This is a genomic window from Streptomyces sp. NPDC051286, assembly GCF_044455345.1.
In the GTDB taxonomy this organism is placed as follows: Bacteria; Actinomycetota; Actinomycetes; order Streptomycetales; family Streptomycetaceae; genus Streptomyces.
Genome location: NZ_JBITER010000054.1, coordinates 15,367 through 35,333 on the forward strand (window position 1 = coordinate 15,367; position 19,967 = coordinate 35,333).

The 19,967-nt window shown below is 68.3% G+C and carries 15 protein-coding genes; 6 read left to right on the forward strand and 9 right to left on the reverse strand.

The genetic code is table 11. The features are described 5' to 3' along the window. Nucleotides 1-263: 263 nt before the first annotated feature. The 9 genes from ACIBB8_RS32490 to eccE all read right to left on the reverse strand — a co-directional run bounded on the left by ACIBB8_RS32490 (nucleotide 264) and on the right by eccE (nucleotide 11,959). A complete protein-coding gene (locus ACIBB8_RS32490; RefSeq protein ID WP_398958273.1) occupies nucleotides 264-1,259 on the reverse strand; it encodes an oligopeptide/dipeptide ABC transporter ATP-binding protein in 996 nt (331 codons plus the stop codon). After that, nucleotides 1,256-2,284, reverse strand: coding sequence for an ABC transporter ATP-binding protein (locus ACIBB8_RS32495; RefSeq protein ID WP_398958276.1), 1,029 nt, complete (start codon nucleotides 2,282-2,284; stop codon nucleotides 1,256-1,258). Before ACIBB8_RS32495 ends, ACIBB8_RS32490 begins: the two co-directional genes overlap by 4 nt. Further along, complete coding sequence (locus tag ACIBB8_RS32500) at nucleotides 2,281-3,216, reverse strand: ABC transporter permease (RefSeq protein ID WP_366137116.1); 936 nt, start codon at nucleotides 3,214-3,216, stop codon at nucleotides 2,281-2,283. Before ACIBB8_RS32500 ends, ACIBB8_RS32495 begins: the two co-directional genes overlap by 4 nt. Next, complete coding sequence (locus ACIBB8_RS32505) at nucleotides 3,213-4,295, reverse strand: ABC transporter permease (protein ID WP_398958278.1); 1,083 nt, start codon at nucleotides 4,293-4,295, stop codon at nucleotides 3,213-3,215. Before ACIBB8_RS32505 ends, ACIBB8_RS32500 begins: the two co-directional genes overlap by 4 nt. Nucleotides 4,296-4,580: 285 nt before the next feature. Next, a complete protein-coding gene (locus ACIBB8_RS32510; RefSeq protein ID WP_398958280.1) occupies nucleotides 4,581-6,458 on the reverse strand; it encodes an ABC transporter substrate-binding protein in 1,878 nt (625 codons plus the stop codon). Between the two features lie 197 nt (nucleotides 6,459-6,655). Next, the gene (locus tag ACIBB8_RS32515) at nucleotides 6,656-9,268 is read right to left on the reverse strand and encodes an SCO5717 family growth-regulating ATPase (RefSeq protein WP_398958282.1); all 2,613 of its coding nucleotides are present in this window, start codon (nucleotides 9,266-9,268) and stop codon (nucleotides 6,656-6,658) included. 324 nt (nucleotides 9,269-9,592) lie between these two features. Further along, nucleotides 9,593-9,826 carry a DUF397 domain-containing protein gene (locus ACIBB8_RS32520; protein WP_358860056.1) on the reverse strand — a complete coding sequence of 78 codons (234 nt, stop codon included), beginning with the start codon at nucleotides 9,824-9,826 and terminating at the stop codon, nucleotides 9,593-9,595. 85 nt (nucleotides 9,827-9,911) lie between these two features. Next, on the reverse strand, nucleotides 9,912-10,622 hold the full coding sequence (locus ACIBB8_RS32525) for a hypothetical protein (RefSeq protein ID WP_398958285.1): 711 nt from the start codon (nucleotides 10,620-10,622) through the stop codon (nucleotides 9,912-9,914). Further along, on the reverse strand, nucleotides 10,619-11,959 hold the full coding sequence (gene eccE, locus ACIBB8_RS32530) for a type VII secretion protein EccE (RefSeq protein WP_398958286.1): 1,341 nt from the start codon (nucleotides 11,957-11,959) through the stop codon (nucleotides 10,619-10,621). The genes ACIBB8_RS32525 and eccE overlap by 4 nt, the downstream gene beginning before the upstream one ends. 182 nt (nucleotides 11,960-12,141) lie before the next feature. On the opposite strand from eccE, the gene eccB reads away from it, so the two are divergent. The 6 genes from eccB (at nucleotide 12,142) to ACIBB8_RS32560 (ending at nucleotide 19,417) form a co-directional block, all read left to right on the forward strand. Further along, nucleotides 12,142-13,674 (forward strand): type VII secretion protein EccB, encoded by a 1,533-nt coding sequence (gene eccB, locus ACIBB8_RS32535; protein WP_398958289.1) that lies wholly within the window; start codon nucleotides 12,142-12,144, stop codon nucleotides 13,672-13,674. An 11-nt stretch (nucleotides 13,675-13,685) separates the two neighbouring features. Then, nucleotides 13,686-14,945 carry a type VII secretion-associated serine protease mycosin gene (gene mycP / locus ACIBB8_RS32540; protein ID WP_398958291.1) on the forward strand — a complete coding sequence of 420 codons (1,260 nt, stop codon included), beginning with the start codon at nucleotides 13,686-13,688 and terminating at the stop codon, nucleotides 14,943-14,945. Nucleotides 14,946-15,110: 165 nt separating this feature from the next. Beyond that, the gene (locus ACIBB8_RS32545; protein ID WP_398958297.1) at nucleotides 15,111-15,584 is read left to right on the forward strand and encodes a hypothetical protein; all 474 of its coding nucleotides are present in this window, start codon (nucleotides 15,111-15,113) and stop codon (nucleotides 15,582-15,584) included. 1,767 nt (nucleotides 15,585-17,351) lie between these two features. Next, complete coding sequence (locus ACIBB8_RS32550; protein WP_398958292.1) at nucleotides 17,352-18,611, forward strand: S8 family serine peptidase; 1,260 nt, start codon at nucleotides 17,352-17,354, stop codon at nucleotides 18,609-18,611. Between the two features lie 79 nt (nucleotides 18,612-18,690). Further along, nucleotides 18,691-19,050: a WXG100 family type VII secretion target gene (locus tag ACIBB8_RS32555; RefSeq protein ID WP_392186844.1), complete on the forward strand. Its 360-nt coding sequence runs from the start codon at nucleotides 18,691-18,693 to the stop codon at nucleotides 19,048-19,050. Between the two features lie 64 nt (nucleotides 19,051-19,114). Beyond that, the gene (locus ACIBB8_RS32560; RefSeq protein ID WP_358860047.1) at nucleotides 19,115-19,417 is read left to right on the forward strand and encodes a WXG100 family type VII secretion target; all 303 of its coding nucleotides are present in this window, start codon (nucleotides 19,115-19,117) and stop codon (nucleotides 19,415-19,417) included. The last annotated feature ends 550 nt before the right edge of the window (nucleotides 19,418-19,967 follow it).

Here is a 19,967-nt window from a genome sequence, read left to right on the forward strand (position 1 = left end):
CGGATACGTCTCGGGCCGGAACCGCGGGCAGCGGTCCCGGCCCGAGACGTACAGGGTGCGGGTCGGCCTTACGGTCTGGTGCACGATAGAGAGTGGATCAGCGAGCGGCGTCATGCGGCTTCGAATCCAAGGCGGAGGAGAGAGGCGACGCGAAGGGGGCCCTTCCATGCCTTCAAGGCCATGGGGGAGTCGTCGACCGACGACAACGCCGGAGGCGGAGTCGCATGACGCCGGGAGCCCGCTCGCTATCGTGCACCAGGCCGTTACACCTCCACGCCCGCCGTCGCGTGCGCCCAGTGGCACGCCACCTGCGTCTCCCCGCTGCCCGCGAGCACCGGAAGATCCTTCGTACGGCAGGCATCCGCCACCCCCGCCCGCTCGGCCTCGCCCGACGCGAGGACCTGGCAGCGGGCATGGAACCGGCAGCCGGACGGCACCTTGGCCGGATCCGGCGGCTCGCCCGTGAGGATCACCGGATCGCCCTCGGCCTCAGGCAGCACCGACAGCAGTGCCTGGGTGTACGGGTGCTGCGGAGCCGTGAGGATCTGCTCGACCTCGCCCGTCTCCACGATCCGGCCGAGATACATCACCGCGACCCGGTCGGCGATGTTCCACGCCAGCCCCAGGTCGTGCGTGACCACCAGTGCGGACAGCCCCAGTTCATCCCTCAGTTGCAGAAGCAGGGCCAGGATCTCACCGCGCACCGAGGCGTCGAGCGAGGCCACGGGTTCGTCGGCAACGATGAGTTCCGGTTCCAGGACGAGGGCGCCCGCGATCACGACGCGCTGACGCTGCCCGCCCGACAGCTCGTGCGGATAGCGCAGGAAGAACCGCTCGGGAGGCCGCAGCCCCGCCCGCGACAGCGCCTGTGCGACCGCCGTCCGCTCATCACCCGCGTACCCGTGGATCCGCAGTCCCTCCGCAACCGCGTCGTACACCGTGTGCCGCGGGTTCAGCGAGCCGCTGGGGTCCTGCAGGACGAGCTGGACGCGCTTGCGGTACGCCTTCAGGGCACGGCCCGAGTAGTCGAGCGGGTCGCCGCCGAACGTGACCCGGCCGGACGTCGGGGGGACGAGCCCCAGCAGGGAGCGCGCAAGCGTCGTCTTGCCGCACCCGGACTCGCCGACCAGCGCGACGATCTCGCCGGGCCGGATGTCCAGGTCGACACCGTCCACCGCGCGCGCCGTCGCGGCTCCGCGCCGGCCGGGGAAGGCGACCTTCAGGTCCTCCGCGCTCAGCAGGGGAGTGGGGGTGGTCATGTCGTGCTCCTTGCTTCCTCGGCACCCTTCCGGAGCGCGGCGCCGGCCGCCCCCGGCTCCACCAGCACACAGGCGGCCTGCCGTAGGGCGTCCAACTCGCGCAGCTCCTGGTCCTGCGTGGTGCAGGAGTCCAGCGCCACCGGGCAGCGCGGATGGAACGTGCAGCCGGCGGGCAGCGCCGACGGGTCAGGCGGATCGCCGGGCAGCCCGCGGGGCGCGAACCGGGACGCCGGGTCCCCGATGCGCGGGAACGCGCCCGACAGGGCCTTGCTGTAGGGATGGCGCGCGTCCTCGTAGACCTGGGACGCCGGGCCCTCCTCCACCACTCGGCCCGCGTACATCACCGCGAGCCGGTCACAGGTATCCGAGAGAACGGCCAGATCATGGCTGATCATGATCAGCCCCAGGTCCTGTTCGGACACCAGCTGTTCGATCAGGCGCAGGATCTGGGCCTGGATCATCACATCGAGGGCGGTCGTCGGCTCGTCGGCGATGATCAGGCCCGGATCGCAGGCGAGCGCCATCGCGATCATCACGCGCTGTCGCTGCCCCCCGGAGAGCTCGTGCGGATAGGAGCCGGCGCGGGAGACCGGCAGTCCCACCTGCTCCAGGAGTTCGCCGACCTTCTTCTTCGCCCCGGACGGGGTGGCCTTCCTGTGCAGCAGGATCGGCTCGGCGATCTGGTCGCCGATGCGGTGCACGGCGTTCAGCGAATGCATCGCGCCCTGGAACACGATCGAGGCGCCCGCCCAGCGCACCGCCCTGACCTGACCCCACTTCATGGTGAGGACGTCCTCGCCGTTCAGCAGGATCCGGCCGGAGACCTTCGTTCCGGCGGGCAGCAGCCGCAGCAGTGCCAGCGCCAGTGTGGACTTGCCGCAGCCCGACTCCCCGGCGATGCCGAGCTTCTGGCCCGCGTCGACGGTGAGGTTCACGCCGCGGATCGCGTGGGCACCCCCGGCGTACGTGACCGAGAGGTCGCGGACGTCCAGCAGGGGCGCTTTCTGTGTGCTCGGTGTATTCAACGGGCCACCCCCAGCCTGGGGTTGAGGACGGACTCGATCGCGCGGCCGCACAGAGTGAACGACAGGGCCACCAGGGCGATGGCGACACCGGGCGGTGCCAGATACCACCAGTCGCCCGCGCTCACCGCGCCCGCCTCACGTGCGTCCTGGAGCATGCCGCCCCAGGACGTGATGGTCGGGTCGCCGAGGCCGAGGAAGGCGAGCGTGGCCTCGGTGAGGATGGCGCTGGAGATCACGAGTGTGGTCTGTGCGAGCACCAGGGGCATCACGTTCGGCAGCACATGGCGGGTCATGATGTGCCCGTGCCCGCCGCCCAGCGCGCGGGCACGCTCGATGTACGGGCGTGACTCCACGGCGAGCGTCTGGGCACGGACGAGCCGGGCCGTGGTCGGCCAGGTCGTGACGCCGATCGCGATGATGATCGTCCAGATGGAGCGGTCCATCACGGTGGCGAGCGCGATCGCGAGAACCAGGGTCGGCATCACCAGGAACCAGTCGGTGACGCGCATCAGAACCGTCGAGTACCAGCCGTGGAAGTGGCCCGCGACGATCCCGACGACCGTGCCGATCGCCACGCACAGGAACGCGGCGAGCAGCCCCACGGTGAGCGAGACGCGCGCACCCCACACCAGGAGTGCCAGGACGCTGCGTCCGAACTGGTCGGTACCGAGCGGGAATTCTCCGCTGGGCGATTCGAGGGCGCCGCCCGGTGCGGCGGTGACGCTCTGCGAGTCGGCGCCGGCCAGCGCGGGCGCGAACACGGCGATCAGCGCGATCAGGATGAGCCCGCCCAGCCCCCACAGGCCGCCCCGGTGTGTGCGGTACTCCCGCCAGAAGCGGGCCAGGGACTGGCGCTTACGGGCCCGGGCCAGGGCGCGCGGGTTCGTGGTCACGCCCGCTTCGTTCTGTACGGGCAATGGTTCGGTCGTCATCGGCCCACCCGGGGATCGAGCAGCGGATACAGCACGTCGGCGAGGGTGTTCGCCAGGATCACCGCAGTGGCGAAGACGAAGAACAGCCCTTGCACGAGGGGAAGGTCGGGAACGCTCAGCCCCTGGTAGAAGAGACCGCCGAGACCGGGCCAGGAGAATACCGTCTCGACCAGGATCTGGCCCGCCACCACATGCCCCAGGTTTACGAACATCAGGGTGAATGTCGGCAGCATCGCGTTCGGGACGGCGTGCTTGCGCCGGACGACATCGTCACGGAGCCCCTTGGCGCGGGCTGTCGTCAGATAGTCGCTGCCCATTTCGTCGAGGAGCGAGGAACGCATCACGAGAAGCGTCTGCGCATAGCCGACCGCTACCAGTGTGATCACGGGAAGCACCAGGTGATGGGCGACATCGATGACGTACGCGAAGCCGGTCTCCCCGCCCGACTCCAGGCCCCCCGTCGGGAACATGCCGGGGATCGGGCCGATGCCCACCGAGAAGACGATGATGAGCAGCAGGCCGAGCCAGAACGACGGCACCGAGTAGAGCGTGAGCGCGAACGCGGTGTTGAAGCGGTCGCTGCGGGAGCCGTTGCGCCAGGCCGTACGGGTGCCCAGCCAGATGCCGAGCGCCGTGTAGAGGACGTATGCCGTGCCGGTGAGCAGCAGCGTTGCCGGGAGCGCCTCGGTGATCTTGTCGATGACGGGGGCGTGGAACTGGAACGAGGTACCGAAGTCCCCGGTCAGCGCGTCACCCACGTAACTCGTGAACTGCTTCCAGAGCGGCTGGTCGAGGCCGAACTGGTGTCTGAGTGAATCCAGCTGCTCGGCGGAGACGCGGCGGCCGCCGGTCATCTGCTTCACAGGGTCGCTGGGAATGAGCCGGAAGAGGAAGAAGCTGGTGACCAGAACGGCGAACAGCGAGACGACCGCTCCCGCGATCTTGGCTGCCACGTACTGGAGATAGGCCTTGGTGTTGCGCGCCCGTGGGCCGCGGGCGGCCGACGGCCCGGCCGGAGCCGGGCCGTCGGTGTCCGCATCCGCGTTCTGCACGAGCGCCGGAGTGCTGTCAGCTGTCATGGGGAACTCTCGTTACTCGTGCTGCCCTTGGGGGGACCGGCAGGGGGGTGTCGTGACCTCGTGCTGCCGGTCCCTCTCATCTCGTCCGGGTGATGAGACCGACCGGCACATGGGAGGCGGCGTCGCGGGGCTGGGTGCGCACATCTGCGGCGTTGTCGTCGGTCAACAACTCCCCCATAGCCCTAAGGGCATGGGGGACCCCCTTCGCGTTGCCTCCCTCCTCCGCCTTGCAGCTGCACGCACCCAGCCCCGCTCCTTCTCCCACCCCCCATGTGCCGGGCGGTCTTATTCGCGGTCCTCCGCCGTGGACCGGCGGCGACGCGTGATGAGGAACCCGCCACCGGCGAGCACCACCACGGCGACGACGATGCCGATGACGACACCGGTGGAGTTGCCACCGCTGTCACTGCCCGAACCGCTCTTGCCGTCAGCCGCCGGAACGGCCGACCACCAACTCCAGTACCCATCCTGGCCGTAGATGTTGCCGGCCGCCTCGGGCATGGTGGTGATGGACTTGATCTGGTCCGTCCGGTACGCCTCGACCGCGTTCGGGTACGCGATGATGTTCATGTACCCGGAGTCGTACAACCACGACTCCATCTGCTTGACGGTGTCCGCCCGCTTGGCCGGGTCGTACTCGGCGAGCTGCTTCTTGTACAGCTCGTCGTACGTCTTGTCGCAGATGAAGTTGTCCGTGGCGGCGCTCTCCTTGGCCTTGGCGGGCAGGGCGGAGCAGGTGTGGATGCCGAGGACGAAGTCCGGGTCCGGGTTGACGGACCAGCCGTCGAACGCGAGGTCGTACTCGCCGGCGTACCAGGGCACGGAGACGTCGTCGAGGCAGTCCACCTTCAGCCCGATGCCGAGCTTGCCCCACCACTCCTTGAGGTACTTACCGATCGCCTTGTCGTTGGGGTCCGTGGCATGGCACAGGATGCGCAGGTCGAGCGGCTTGCCGTCCTTGCCGACACGCTGGTCGCCCTTGAGCTTGTAGCCCGCCTGGTCGAGCAGCTTGGCCGCCCGGGCCGGGTCGTAGGCCAGCGTCTGACTGTCGGACGGCTGCCAGAAGTAGTCCCCGTAGCGCGGCGGGATGTACCCCTGGCCCTCGACGGCGTGCCCCTGGAAGACCTTGTCGATGATGGTCTTGCGGTCGACCGCAAGGAAGAGCGCCTGGCGCACCTTCTGGTCGAGCAGGGCCTTGTTGCCGTTGCCGAACTTCTTGCCGTCCTTGGTCTGCGCGCCCGGGTTGGTCGCCAGTGCGAAGAAGCGGCGGCCCGGCCCCTCGTTGACCTTGATGTTCTTGTCGCCCTTGAGGGACGCGGCCTGGGCAGGCGTCAGCGCGGGGGCGCCCGCGACGAATGACACCTCGCCCTTGCGCAGCGCGGCGACCGCGGCGTCCTGGTCCTTGTACGTCTTGAAGACCAGTTCGTCGAACTTGGGCGCACCGCGCCAGAAGTTCTTGTTGGCCTTGAGCTTCACATACTGGTCGACCTTGTAGTCGGTCAGGACGAACGGCCCGTTCCCCACGATGGGGAACGTCGTGTCGTTGTTGAACTTCGAGAAGTCCCCGACCTTCTCCCAGACGTGCTTGGGAACGATCGGTACATCGAGCGCGGCCATGGTGGCCTGCGGTTCCTTGAGCTCGATGACCAGCTTGTCCGGGCTGGGTGCCGTGACCTTCCTGAAGTTGGCGACGAAGCTGCCGTTCGCGGTGGCGGCGCCCTCGTCGGTCATCATCTTGTTGAAGGTCCACGCCGCGTCCTCGGCGGTGGCCTGCTGCCCGTCCGACCATGTGGAGTTGGACCGAATGGTGTACGTCCAGGTCAACTTGTCCGCGGACGGCTCCCACTTGGTGGCGAGGCCGGGGATCGTGTGGTTGTCCTTGGCGTCGTAGTTGGTGAGGAAGTCGTACATGAGCCGGTGGACGCTGGTGCTCATGAGCCGCTGAGCGAGGAACGGGCTCAGCGAGTCGACGCTCTGCGCGACCGCGACAGTCAGCGTCGTCTTGCCGTTGTCGGCGGCCTGTGCCTGCTGAGGCGCGGCGCCGAGGGGCATCCCCGGGACGATCGACCCGGCGGCCAGGGCAAGGGCCGCGGCACCGGAAGCCAGGAGGGTACGCAGACGTGAGCGTGGCTGAGCGGAGGGTGGTGGGACTCTTGTGACCATGGACAGGGACCTCGCGTCATGACTCGCACGGAGAAGGCGGGTTGATCTCTGGTTCGCCAGCTGGTGAAGCGAAGGTTTATCAGCGGTGGTCGAGCCGCGTCAACGGTGTGCCAAATGGCGTGTGGGCTGCAGGAATGCGAAGAGGGCCCGCACCGTGGGAACGGTGCGGGCCCTCATTGGTTGAGACCTCTGATGCCTTACTGCTGAGGCGCTGGCGGCAGCTGCTGCCAGCCGTTCTGCTGCCCTCCAGGGCCCGATTGCGGCGGGTAGGACTGTTGGGGCTGCTGCCCGCCGTACGGCTGCTGGGGCGTGTACGGCTGTCCCGGGCCCTGGGGCTGCTGAGGCTGCTGGGGCGGATACGGCTGACCCGGTTGCTGCGGTGCGTACTGCTGCTGACGGGGCATCGGGTGTCCGGGCATCGGCGGAGCGTACTGCGGCGGTGGGTTGCTGCCGTCCGAGGTCCACAGCCCCTGCTGCTGCTGGGCGCGGGCGAAGTCCTCGGCCACCATCGCGGAGAGGTTGAAGTACGCCTCACGCGTCTTCGGGCGCATCATGTCGAGGTCGACCTCGGCACCGGCCGACAGATGCTCGTCGAACGGCACGACGACCACACCCCGGCAACGGGTCTCGAAGTGCTGCACGATGTCATCGACCTTGATCATCTTGCCGGTCTCGCGGACCCCGGAGATGACGGTGATCGACCGCTGCACCAGATCCGCGTACCCGTGCGCCGAGAGCCAGTCCAGCGTGGTGGAGGCGCTGGACGCACCATCGACCGACGGGGTCGAGATGATGATCAACTGATCGGCGAGGTCCAGAACTCCGCGCATCGCGCTGTAGAGCAGACCGGTGCCCGAGTCGGTGAGGATGATCGGGTACTGCCTGCCGAGCACGTCGATCGCGCGCCGGTAGTCCTCGTCGTTGAAGGTCGTCGAGACCGCCGGGTCCACGTCGTTGGCGATGATCTCCAGGCCGGACGGCGCCTGCGAGGTGAAGCGGCGGATGTCCATGTACGAGTTGAGGTACGGGATTGCCTGGACCAGGTCACGGATGGTCGCCCCGGTCTCGCGGCGCACCCGGCGGCCGAGCGTGCCGGCGTCCGGGTTGGCGTCGATGGCGAGGATCTTGTCCTGCCGCTCGGTGGCCAAGGTCGCGCCCAGCGCGGTGGTCGTCGTGGTCTTGCCGACTCCACCCTTGAGGCTGATGACCGCTATCCGGTAGCAGGACAGCACGGGTGTACGGATCAGGTCGAGCTTGCGCTGCCGCTCGGCCTCTTCCTTCTTGCTGCCCAGCTTGAAGCGGGACGCGGCGGACGGTGCGCGGCTGCTCTTCGCCTTCTGCTTGCCCCGGACCAGACGGTCGGAGGAGAGCTCGACGGCCGCCGTGTAGCCGAGCGGAGCGCCCGGTACAGACCGCTCGCGCTGGTCATGGGTGACCGCCGTCGGCCAGGCCGCCCCGGTCCGCGGATCTACGGGCGGTCCCTGCGGCGGATGCTGCTGCTGGGGCTGTTGCTGCGGCAGCTGCGGGTGAGGGGGCGGCTGCGGGGCGACCGGGGCGGGCACATGGGAAGCGCCCTGGACCGGCTGCTGGGGCGCCTGGGGCTGGGGGGCCTGATGGGGCTGGGGAGACTGCGGGAATCCGTAACCGCCCTGTGGGGCCTGCTGCTGTGCGGGCCACTGGGGTGCCTGCGGTGACTGGGGCGTCTGGGGGAATCCGTAACTGCCCTGCTGCGGTGGTGTTCCCTGAGCGGGTGGCTGCGGCGCGGGCTGCGGGAACTGGGGTGCCTGGGGTGCCTGCGGTGTCTGGACAGCGTTCGGGAATCCGTAACCACTGGGCGCCTCGCTCGCCGGGGCGGGAGCCGGAGCCGTCGCGGGCCACTGCGGCGCCGGATGGGGCGTGTTGGGCTGCCCGGTGGCGGGCTGGAATGCGGGCGGCAGCGGCGGCAGAACGCCTTGCGCGGGCGGCGCCGGGGTCCACGGCGTCGGTGGAGCCGCGGGCGTGGCGTCCTGAGGCGCCGTAGCCGGAGTGGCGGGCGGCGTGGCGTCCTGAGGCTCCGGAGCGGAAGCGGCAGCCGCGGGCACGGAGTCGGCTGGCGCATCGGACGGAGCATCGGTGCCGTCATCCGGAGCCTCCTCGGCAGCGGAGTCTGTACCGTTGTCGGCCGTCGTGTCGGAAGCCTGTGCGGCATCGGTCCGGCTGGACTGCTCGGGCTGCTCGGACCGGACGGAATCCGACGGTACGGAATCGGCTCCGGCCGTCACACCCGCGTCCGCACCGGCCGGGCCGCCGCCGGGGCCTTCGGAACCGGCACCGGATCCGACCCGTACCCCATCCGCGGCCGCCAGCGCAGCCGCCTCCCGCTCCGCGATCTCGCGCTTCAGCGCGGCAGGTGAGAACCGCATGGTCGCGCCGCTCTCCACATCACCGCCCCCGAACGGATCCGGCGCACCGTTTCCCGCGCCCTCCGCCGGGGCGGGCGAAGGGGCGGCGGAAGCGACAAGGGGCGTCTGACCCACAGGGGCCACAGGCGGAACGGGCGCAGGCGCGGGCGGCGCCGGGGTCCAGTCGGGTTCGAAGCCGCCGCCGGCCGGCAGCCCGGGCGCGGACACAGGCGCCCCATGGGGCGGCGGAGGCGGCGCCAGGTGCGTTCCGGCCCCGCCCGACGAGTCCCCCGACGCGTTCTGCGTGTACCAGGCGGGCGGGGTGTAGTCGATGGTGAACTCACCCGTCATCTCGGCGGGCTCCGCGTCGGACGACTCGTCGACGGGCCTGCTCCAGCCCCCTCGGATTTCGTCCCGATCGCCGTTCACTTTGCCTCCTGGTGTGGTCGAGCACCCTTGTGCCGTGGTGGGTGGGGGCGGCCGTTCCCGTATTCCGAACCGCCCGGCTCTCCCCCTCGGGCGCGCCTTGCCTGCCCGCAGGTCTTCTGCCGCGCCCGGACCCAGCCTAATCGTCATCGGGCCCGCTCCGGCAAGCCGTTCCGCTCGGCAGATACCATCCAGTAGGTCACGAACCGTCCTCAAGTGCCCCGGTAGGGCAGCACGCGCGATTCGAAGCGGTCAACTCGGCACATACTCAGGCGTGGTGAGAGGGTGACCATCGTCTCCGGACAGCCACCCTCACCCGACCCTTGCCTACGTGAGGTCGAACTCACCGTCCCGTGCGCCCAGGACGAAGGCACGCCACTCGGCCTCCGTGTACCGCAACACGGTCTCCGGTTCCAGCGACGAGCGCATGGCGACCGCACCATTCGGCAGGTGCGCGATCTCGACCCGTTCCTCGACGTTCTCGGTCCCCGGTGCGCTCAGCCACTCCACATCCGAGATGTCGAGAGCGTAGAGCTCTTCCTTTTCCTGCTGGGTGCCCATGGCGACGTCCCTTCGATCGAGCCGTGTCGTTGCCCGGCCATCCTCCCTGGAAGCGGCAGGCCCGGGGTGGCGAACGAAACAGTATTCAGTCCATCCGGCGAGCAGTGCCCAGCAGGCCGTTCTCGATATCCGTCGCGCTGGTCATCACCCAGTGGCGCTCGCGGCCCGCCACCCAGAGCGTGACACCGTCCGCCAGGGTGGGCAGGGCCTCGCTCTCGACCCGAGTGAGCCCCAGGATCCGGCCGATCTGATCCGCCTCGGCGGGCGAGACCCGCTGGACACCCACGAGCGTCGACGCCCGCATCAACCGGGGCGCCACAGGACTCAGATAGGGGAGCAGCGTCAACACCGACTGCCAGGGCGAGGACACCACCCGGCCACGGGGCGGGCGCATGCCACAGTCGCGCACCACCACCACAGGGCTGCCCACAGTCGCTCCGGTCGGCGGAACCCGGCCTACGTCATGGAGGGAGACGCACTCAAGACCGGCGCCAGCGGCTTGCGCCAGAGTGGTCCAGGCCTGGGGCCGCCCGGTTTCGACCGCTACCCGCGCACCCGTGGCCGCCGCGCGCAGCGCCAGCACCTGCGCGGTCCACAGGCCGCCGATCAACAGGACGTCGTACGGCGCCGGGCGGTGGAACCCGATCATCTGTGTGCGCCCCTCGGCATCGCTGCCGATGATCACGCCGTCGTCCCCGACCGGCAAGGACAGTGCGCCCAGGTGCTCCGCCGCCAGGGTGTGCCCCGCGTGGCGAGGGCCGCGCAGCCCTCGCCTCGGCTCGGCGCGATGCGTCACTGTGCGCCTCCCAGTGGGAGCGTCGCCAGCACGCCCGGCAACTGCTCGCGGTCCAGTCGCACCAGACCGACCTTGGCATGCCGTGCGGCTTGCTCCAATGTCCTTCGCACCCCGACCAGTTCGGTATCGGAGCCGCCGGTGATCCGTACGTGACCGGACACGGACACATCGCCCTGGTGTGAACTGCGTCGCACCGTCAGGCTGAAGGTCGTCGCATACGCGGGGACCAAGGTCAGCAGAGATACGAGGCGTGGGAGAGGAGTCGCCCCCCGGCCCAACTCGGGCCAGCGGTCCACCGCATAGACAGTGTGCCAACGGTCGTCGCACCGCCAGACCCTCGATGTCTCCGTCGTCCGCCGCTGCGGCGCGGCATCCTGGCGTCCGGCGCGGGCCGAGAGGATGGGATTGGCACACGCGGATGTCGCCACGGCGGAGTGCAGTTCTTCCTGGTCCAGCACCACGGCCCGGAATCCGGCGCCGGTGATCCGGCTCGCCACATGGTCCGCGACCCGAACCAAACAGCGCTGAGCTCCGGCGATTCCGCCCCCGCGCGCCTCGACCGCCTCCCGGCACAGTTCCGGATCCAGTTTCACAGCCACCCAGGTCATCCGCACCGCGGGCGCCCCGGTCTGCTCCTGAAGGGGGGCGTAGGAGAGCCGCGCCGCCGACTGCTGCGGCAGATGCTGCGCCGGAGCGGGGCGTACCTGCTGCACGAGCTGCGCGGACTCCAGCACGATGTCGTCCACCGAGAGGGCCTCGCCGAGGAGGGACAGCGGGAGCGCCCGCGCACCGCGCGCCTGGCGGAGCGATTCACCGCCGGCCTCGACCCGTACGACAGCGGTCAGGAACGTGCCGTCCCCGAGCATGCCCACCGTGCGGCGGTCCCGGTCGACGTAGATGTACGGAGCGAATCCCGGCACACTCTCCGCCACCGGCGCCAGCTGCGCCTCCGCATCCACGGCGGACGCCACGGCGGTCCGTCTGCGATCGCGGAGGGAGAGCGCCGTCGACAGCCAGTCCTGCACGGCGCGGCCCCGGCGACGTACCACCGCGAGAAGCACCAGCAGGCAGGCGACCGCGACGGCGGGCACCAGCCAGATGCCGCCGAGCACGGCCCCCACCGCGGCGACCGCCAGAGCCGCCTCGACGAGCACCATCCGTCGCAGTACGGGACCGACGCGACCGTTGCGCGAGATCGGCCGCAGAGTCGTCGCCGCTGGGGCGTTCACCGATGGAGCGGGTGCTGCGCCGGCCGGCTCGTTGCCATGTTGCCTTCGGGAAGTGCCGGACGCCCGATGGGTAGTTCGCCCCGTGCGCTCGCGCGTCGCTGCACCCATCGCCGCACTGCCCCCTCGTGTCTGTATGTACCTTTTTTTCACGGGCGTTGACCGGGCGATCACCTTACCTGAGCAGTGACGGTCAAGCGCCAACAGGCATAGTAGGGGGCCTAGTCGACGACAGGGGCCCACGGAGTGTGTGGGAACCTGGTCGCCCACTGGGAAAAGGGGGCAGCGGACAGATGGCATCACGGCGGGACGAACTCAACGCCTACACCTTCGCGAAGCGGAGGTTGATCGCACAGTTCCTGCAACCCAACCCGACCGGCTCGGAGGAGGGTGCGCCGCGCCCCCTGCGCGCGGTGGTGCCCGGTGCGATCGTCGGTGTCGTCATCCTCGCGGGGTTCGGAGCCTGGGGGATGTTCAAACCCGTAGCGCCCCAGAAATGGGACACCCCCTACGAGAACGTCATCATCGCCAGTAAATCCACCACGCGCTATGTGGTGTTGAAGACCGATGGCAAGACGCAGCTCCACCCAGTGCTGAACATGTCCAGCGCCAAGCTCCTCCTCGCCCCGGACAAGGGCAAGGTCATCAACGTCGACGAATCGGTCCTCGACAGCGGCACGATCCCGCACGGCGCCACCCTTGGCATCCCGTACGCCCCCGACCGGCTGCCGGACAAGAACGAAGCCGGTTCGAAGAAGCGGTGGGCCGTCTGCGAGCGGCCCGGCGAGGGCGGCAGAGCCATCCAGAAGGCGGCGTTCGTCTTCGCGGAGCGCGAGCAGAAGAAGACCGAGGGCGCGGGCCGGCTGCACGGCGGTGAGCTGATGTACGTCGAGGGACCGGGACCGGACAAGCCCCGCTACATCGTGGACGCCGCAGGCAAGGCGTACAAGGTGAAGAAGGACGAACTGCTGCTGCGCACCCTGGTCGGCGACCGCCGCGCTCCGCAGCGGGTCTCCGCCGCGTGGCTGGACACCCTGCACACCGGAGACGCGGTCGACTTCCCGATCGTCCCCGGAACCCCTGGCGTCGACGCAGGCATCCCGGGGAAGCTGCCGCCCGAGGCGAACAAGGTGGGTACGGTCCTCGCGGCGACATCCGGTACCAGGACCCAGCAGTATGTGGTCCTGCCCGGTCGGGTCGCCCCCGTATCGGACTTCGTCGCGAAGCTCCTGCTCAGCAGCCGGGCCCTGGTCAACCTTGGCCAGGACGGCAAGGAAAGGCATGTCAGCGCCGGAGCGTTCGAGCCCGGCGAGCCCTTCGGGCAGGACGTGGACTGGCCCACGAGCGAGCCGAAACCCGTCAACTCCGCGAGCGCCGCGGCCGGCAGCCGTAACACCGTGTGCAACGTTTTGCGCGATGTCGCCACGAAGGACGGGGCCAGCACGCTCAGCACGTGGGCGGGCACGAGCTTCCCCGCAACGCTCCCCACCGGCTCCAGCAGCGCCTACGTCACCCCCGGATCAGGGCAGCTCTTCCGGCAGTTCAAGGGGGCCAGCGCCGACTCCGGCCCCCTCTTCCTGGTCACTGACACCGGTCTGCGGTATGCCATGCAGTCCAACGGCGACAGCGTGCAGGACGACTCCGGCATCGGCGAATCCGGCACGAAGGAGGAGAGGGAGCAGCGCCAGCAGGAGGCACAGCAGGCGCAGAACCGGCTGGGGTACAAGGACGTCGATCCCGCGCCCATCCCGGCTGCCTGGTCCACGTTCCTGCCGACAGGACCGCGTCTGTCGACCGGCGCCGCCCGCCAGCCGCAGGGTTCGTGAGGAGCGACCACGTGACGACGCACCGCCCTCCTCGCCCCCGGCGCCTGCTGACAGCCGCGGCCGCCACCGCCGTCCTCTTCGTCACGCTGCCAGTACTGCCCGCGGCCGCGGACGACTCCACCCAGTGCACCTTCCCCTCGAAGAAGTACGCGGGCCGACCCTGGGCCTTACAGCGCGTCCTGATGGACGAGCTGTGGAAGCAGTCCACCGGCAAGGGTGTACGGGTAGCAGTCATCGACACCGGCGTCGACGTCAAGAATCCTCAGCTCACCCAGGCCGTGGACACCGGCAGTGGCCGCAACTTCCTGCCGAAGAACCTCAAGGACGAGAACGGCACCAAGATCGAGCGCGGCAAGGAGAACGGCACCACCGACACGGTCGGTCACGGCACCAAGGTTGCCGGAATCATTGCCGCGCGTGAGGTGAAGGGCACCGGCTTCACCGGCCTCGCGCCGGACGCGACGATCATCCCGATCCAGCAGAACGACGCCGAGGGGCACGGAACTGCGGAGTCGCTGGCCGCTTCCATCCGGTACGCCGCCAACGAGGCGGAGGCGGACGTCATCAACATCTCCCAGGACACGGCCAACGCGGTGAAGCCCGCGCCCGTCCTCAAGCAAGCGGTTGACGCCGCCCTGGCCAAGGAGATCGTGATCGTCGCCTCGGCCGGCAACGACGGGCTGGGCGGCAACGTCAAGAAGACCTACCCGGCCTCGTTCGACGGTGTCCTGGCCGTGGCCGCGTCGGACCGCAACAACGAACGGGCGGCCTTCTCGCAGTCCGGCGATTTCGTGGGCGTGGCCGCCCCCGGAGTGGACATGATCTCGACGGTCCCCGGCGGCGGACACTGCGCCGACAACGGCACCAGCTTCTCAGCCCCGTACGTCGCAGGAGTCGCCGCCCTCATCAAGGCCAGGCACCAGGGCTGGACGCAGAAGCAGATCGTCGCCCAGATCCAGCAGACGGCGGAACGCTCGGTCGCGGGACACGACCGTCTGGTGGGCTGGGGCGTCGTCGACCCGGTGCGTGCCCTGACCGAGGACGACAAGCCCATCGAACACCCTGTTGCGAACGAAGGTGTGAGCAAGGGCGAAGCACCGACACCGGCTGAACTCCACCTGGGCGAAACGGCGGACGAACGCAACGCACGCCTGGCGACCTACGTGCTGGTGGGCGGGGCAGTACTGGTCGCTGCGATAGCGGGTACGGCCGTGGCCGTGCGCGATACCCGACGGCGGTCCAGGCGCCCGGGAAGAGTGGGCCATGCTTGACGTGGCGTCAACCTGGAATCAATCTGCGGAAGTTACGTGACGGACAAAAGAGTTGGCCTGTTGTAGCCAGTGGCTAGAGTCTATGGAATGAGGTCAGACTTGTTCACGCGGGTGCGGTAGCAACGAGTGACGGTCTGAGCAAACGGGGAATCGGGGAGGGGAAGGATCGTGACCGGTCCAGGCGGTGGCGGGGGAGGCTCGGGCGACCTCCGGCGTGGTGTTGGCGCGCTGGAGAAGTTCAGGGGGCGTGTCGATACGCTGCTTGCGGAGCTCGAGGGTTCGCCGGCCGGTAAGTCGAAGATTGCGGCGCAGACGGTGTCGCGCGCTGCTCTGAGTGGTCAGAACGCGTGCTTCGCGGAGGCAGACGGGCTGTACACGCAGTACAACCGCGTCCACGAGGCGCTCGTCTCGCTCTCCAAGTCGCTTGGCGACCAGATCGAATACCTGAGCCTCGGCGTGCACGCGGCGGCGGTCGGCTTCGACAACGTGGACGACGACGTGCGGCGCCGGTTCTACGAGATCCAGGTTCGTTTGGACAGGGAGCACGAGAAGGCGCAGGCCGAGACGGCCGACAAGCCTGAGCAGCCGCGCTCCGACAGCAAGACCGGCTCTGCCTATGACGACCTGGGTGATAGCTGATGAGTGACGACAAGCAGCCGGAACTGACCCCCAAGGAACAGCAGGCGCAGGACCAGCAACGCGTCCAGAGCCAGTTGATCGTCACTGACGTCAACCGGCAGGTCCAGAACGTCATGGAGTCCTTCGGCTTCGGGCGTTCGGGATCCTCAGGAAGGACTTCGTTCGAGGGCCACGAACTCAACGCGATGATCGACCTGATCGAGAACTCCAATCCGGAGCATCTCGAAGACGCGGGTGAGGCGCTCTTGAAGGCAAGAACGGCCATCAAGGACGCTGCGAAGGAGTTGGGCGACTTCATCGGGGATGTCGACTGGGAGGGCGAGTCCGGAACCGCCTTCCGCGACTGGGGCAATGGCTTGGTTGCCCACGCCACGAAGCTGGGCGATTTCGCGGAGGCGGCCGGGACACAGATCACGGTCGCGGGCACGGGCCTCGCCTCGGTGCGTAACTCGCTCCCGCCCCGTGACAACCGCGTCAGTCGCAAGTCCCCTGAGGAGATCGAGGCCCCGAAGCGGATCGAGGGCAACCCGGAGTACGCCGCGGCGGTGAGGGTCGAGAAGGACCGCCAGGAGGCCATCAACCAGGCGAACAGGCTGGCTTCGTACTACTCGGTTTCGGCGGAGACGCTGGCGGCGCAGGAGCCGCCGCGGTTCGACAAGCAGCTTGATGTTGCGATGCCGAGGCCGCGGAACCGCTTCAGAGAGCTACCTGATTCTGGCAGCTCGTCAGCGAGATCCGAGGTGTCGGTCAGCAGCACGACGCGGGGTGTGTCGGAGCCCACCGCGAAGCACCAAGTCGGCAGTTCAGGCACTACCACCCGCAGTACCTCTGCTGAGGAACTCGGGTCGGCCATGCCTGTCCCGGACAAGGGCACGTCAACTGAGATCAACAGCGTTGCTGCTCCGCCAGCCCCAGTGCCCGATTCCGGTCCGTCCCCCACGCCTTCGACCACAAGTCCCGCAGGGCCGGGCGGAGGTTCGACTCAACCCATGGCGACTGGCTTCGCGAACCCTGTGACAGGGATCTCGCGGCGACCCACGACGTCAACCGGCATGCCCAGAGCGATCGGCCAGCCCGGGAACGGCGTGGCCAGACCTGGCGGCTCCACGGGTGGCGGCCCGGGGGTGAATGGGCGCACAGGAGCACCGGTTGGGCGTCCAGCCCCCATGAGCGGTGGCTCAGGCTCAGGAACGTCCGGGCGCGGCGGTGGGGGCCAGGCACCCGTTGCCGGTCGGTCCGGTGTGACTGGTGGGAGGCCGACGGCAGAAGGCCATGCAGGCGCGTCCGGACCCTCCGGCCCGCGTGCCGGCCGAGGGAACGGCATCGTAGGCGGGACAGCTCAGCGTGCGGCTACGAATGCAGGAACGCCTGGCGGGACTCGTGCTGTTCCACGCGGAACGGTCATCGGTGCTGGGGAAGCAGCGCAAGCGCGCGGTGGCCTCGGCGGTAGCGCCGGTCGGCGAGGAGCCATCGGAGCGAGCGGCGCGACCCGTCCTGGGGAACGGGGTACACCCAGCTCAAATGGCGTCGTGGGCACGCCTCGTGGTGGTGCTGCCGGGACCGGCTCGGGCGCAAAGGGCTTTACGGCTGGGGGCGCAGGCCTCGTGCGTGGGCCCGCTGGCCGACGGGACGCCGAGGATGAGCATCAAGGCGCGGGATCTACCCGCCCGGACTACCTGAAGGAAGATGAAGAGACATGGTCGGCTGGACGGCGCGGAGCCGTGCCACCGGTGATCGAGTAGGTACAGGGAAGGGTCGGAAGTCGGGATGACAGCAGGTATGAGCCAGGCCCGAAAGCTCTGTGTGTCTCGCGGTTCGCGAGGACGTTGGCTCGGCACGATCGCTGTGGCTGCCGCCTGGAGCGTCGGGTTCGCAGGTTGGGCTCCGTCTGCTGTGGCCGCAGACGTGCAGTCCAAACAGTGGTATCTCAGCGCGATGCACGCTGAGGAAATGTGGAAGGTCACCACAGGCGAAGGCGTAAAGGTCGCTGTCATCGACTCAGGCGTCAACCCGTCGACACCGTCCCTGAAGGGGCAGGTACTGAAGGGGTTTGACGCTACAGGTGCCGAGGGCGACGAGTACGACGACTACAACGGGCATGGCACAACCATGGCCGAGTTGATTGCCGGAACGGGCAAGGGCGGGGGGCTTCAAGGCCTCGCTCCGAGCGCGAAGATCATCCCGTTTCGAATCACCGATACGGAGTTTCAGAATAAGCACTCGGTGAACGCCCACGACTCCGAAGATGCTATCCGGGCCGCAGCGGACAGCGATGCGCAGATCATCAGCATGTCGTTGGGGAGCGATTTCCCAGGCCGGGAAGAAAGAGAAGCGGTCAAGTACGCGGAAAGCAAGGGAAAGCTCTTCTTCGCCGCAGTTGGAAACAATGCCAGGGAGGGCAACAAGAAACAGTTTCCCGCTTCGTATCCACAGGTGGTCGGCGTCTCTGCAACTGACAGTGCTGGAAAGGCTTCCGCGTACTCTCAACACGGCAGCAGCGTAGATATCGCCGCCCCTGGAGATGGCATTCCAGTGTGGTGCGATGCGAAGCTTCAGCGCTACTGTGACAATGAGGGTGGGACGAGTCAAGCCACCGCCATCACGTCAGCCTCCGCTGCCCTGATCTGGTCAGCCCACCCCGACTGGACGGCCAACCAGGTTCTCAACGTCCTCTTCGATACAGCTGGACGAGGGGACTGGGAGAAGGGCACCCTCAGTAACTACCTCGGTCACGGCATCATCCGTCCGGCCGTCAACATCCTCAAGGGCAAGGGAAACCCCGGCGCCCCGGACATCAGTCCTCTCACCAAGGAAAAGACGTCCGGCTCCTCGGCCTCCCCCGCCCCGTCTGCACCAGCTTCGTCACAGCCCGCGAAGAATGAAAAGGCTGACGACGCCGTCGTGGCAGGCTCCAGCAAGGAGAAGGACGATGGCACTCCGTTCGGCCTGATCCTTGGCGGAGCGGCAGCAGTAATCGTGCTCGGCGGCGGGGCCTTCGCGCTCGCCCGTAAACGCCGCACCGTCTGACTGGCCGTAGGTTCTTCACCCGTACCCACCGGCGAGTAAAGCCGGACCGAATAAGAGCACCAGGAAGGAAGCCGAAAACATGGCCGATCAAAAGCTCTCAGATGCCGCTCTCCTCAAGCTGGAGGGCGAGCTCTCCACGCGGTTCGACTCCGTTAAAGGCCAGCTGAAGACGCTGCAGGCGACGATTGACAGCCTGGAAGGCGCTTGGAAGGGCATCGGCGCCGGCGCCTTCAACACCAAGCAGGAAGAGGTCAATCGGAAGATGGTCAGCATCGCCCATCGGCTCCTCAATTTCCAGGAGGCCATCAAGGCGGCCCGGACCATTTCGGGCAACACCGAAGACGAAATCAAGCAGGCCCTCCAGGGCGTCGACGTCGTCAGCGGTTACTCGGGGGACGCGACGGCGGAGGCCAGGACCTCGAACCTCAACAACTTCTGATCTGGCTGCGCCTGCACCACGTACGAGCCAGTCACACCAAACCTAGATAACACGGGAGGACCGCATGCCGAACAACAACGACGGCACGATGGTTGTCACTTACGCGAGCCTGGACCTGGCCGCCGGGGCCATCGACCGGCAGAGCAAGCAGCTCCAGGAGGACCTTGCGTCCATCAAGCGGATGATCGCCAATGTGTCCGAGCTCTGGGTGGGCGAAGCCAAGAGTGCCTATGACACCGCTCAGCGCGGCTGGGACAACGACGCCACGGCGATTCACACCGCCCTGAGCGAGATCTCCCGCAAGGTGCGCGAGGCTGGAACTGCCTACCATGCCGGCGACAAGCGGGCGAGGGCCAACTTCGAGTAATTCTCGACAGAACACAGTTCGGGGTGGGCACGCACGGGAGGTGCCCACCCTGACTTGTGTCCCGAACACCAAGCCGAGCACAGTGCAGCGCCCTGCTGGGGGGCAGGGCGCTGTCGCCAGACCCCGGAGCAGCGCCATCCCAGTCTCGGAGGCTCAGCAAGTACGGGGCGAGAGAGTCAATCTCTGTCAACTCGCTAGCGTAATTAGGTCGGTTGACCCCGGTCGCACCAGGCATCCGATGCTTCCCGGGCGTAGGAAAATCAGCTGGGCCGCACGGTCGGGAGTACGCAGCGACATCCGGAACCCGCCGTCCACGGCGGTGACCTGGGCGCTCCCGCCGTCGTGCACGAGGCCCCACGCAGCGACATGAGCATCAGCCTCGCCGCTTGTCGAGGCCGTAGCGACTCTCTGGTCCCTTCTCCTGGACCAGAGGGCTGAGCAGCCGGCACATATTTGGGCTCTCCTGCCGTATGTGTGGGTCATTCTGTGGCGGGTTGGCGGCCGGGGAGGGTGGGGCGGTGGCCGGCGAGGGTGAGCATGACGAGGGCGA

What these genes read in the sequence shown, in the direction of transcription:
- ACIBB8_RS32490 (WP_398958273.1), bottom strand. Translation starts at nt 1,259, where the DNA reads ATGACCACCCCCACTCCCCTGCTGAGCGCGGAGGACCTGAAGGTCGCC.
- ACIBB8_RS32500 (WP_366137116.1), bottom strand. Translation starts at nt 3,216, where the DNA reads ATGACGACCGAACCATTGCCCGTACAGAACGAAGCGGGCGTGACCACG.
- ACIBB8_RS32505 (WP_398958278.1), bottom strand. Translation starts at nt 4,295, where the DNA reads ATGACAGCTGACAGCACTCCGGCGCTCGTGCAGAACGCGGATGCGGAC.
- ACIBB8_RS32510 (WP_398958280.1), bottom strand. Translation starts at nt 6,458, where the DNA reads ATGGTCACAAGAGTCCCACCACCCTCCGCTCAGCCACGCTCACGTCTG.
- ACIBB8_RS32520 (WP_358860056.1), bottom strand. Translation starts at nt 9,826, where the DNA reads ATGGGCACCCAGCAGGAAAAGGAAGAGCTCTACGCTCTCGACATCTCG.
- eccE (WP_398958286.1), bottom strand. Translation starts at nt 11,959, where the DNA reads ATGGGTGCAGCGACGCGCGAGCGCACGGGGCGAACTACCCATCGGGCG.
- eccB (WP_398958289.1), top strand. Translation starts at nt 12,142, where the DNA reads ATGGCATCACGGCGGGACGAACTCAACGCCTACACCTTCGCGAAGCGG.
- ACIBB8_RS32550 (WP_398958292.1), top strand. Translation starts at nt 17,352, where the DNA reads ATGACAGCAGGTATGAGCCAGGCCCGAAAGCTCTGTGTGTCTCGCGGT.
- ACIBB8_RS32555 (WP_392186844.1), top strand. Translation starts at nt 18,691, where the DNA reads ATGGCCGATCAAAAGCTCTCAGATGCCGCTCTCCTCAAGCTGGAGGGC.
- ACIBB8_RS32560 (WP_358860047.1), top strand. Translation starts at nt 19,115, where the DNA reads ATGCCGAACAACAACGACGGCACGATGGTTGTCACTTACGCGAGCCTG.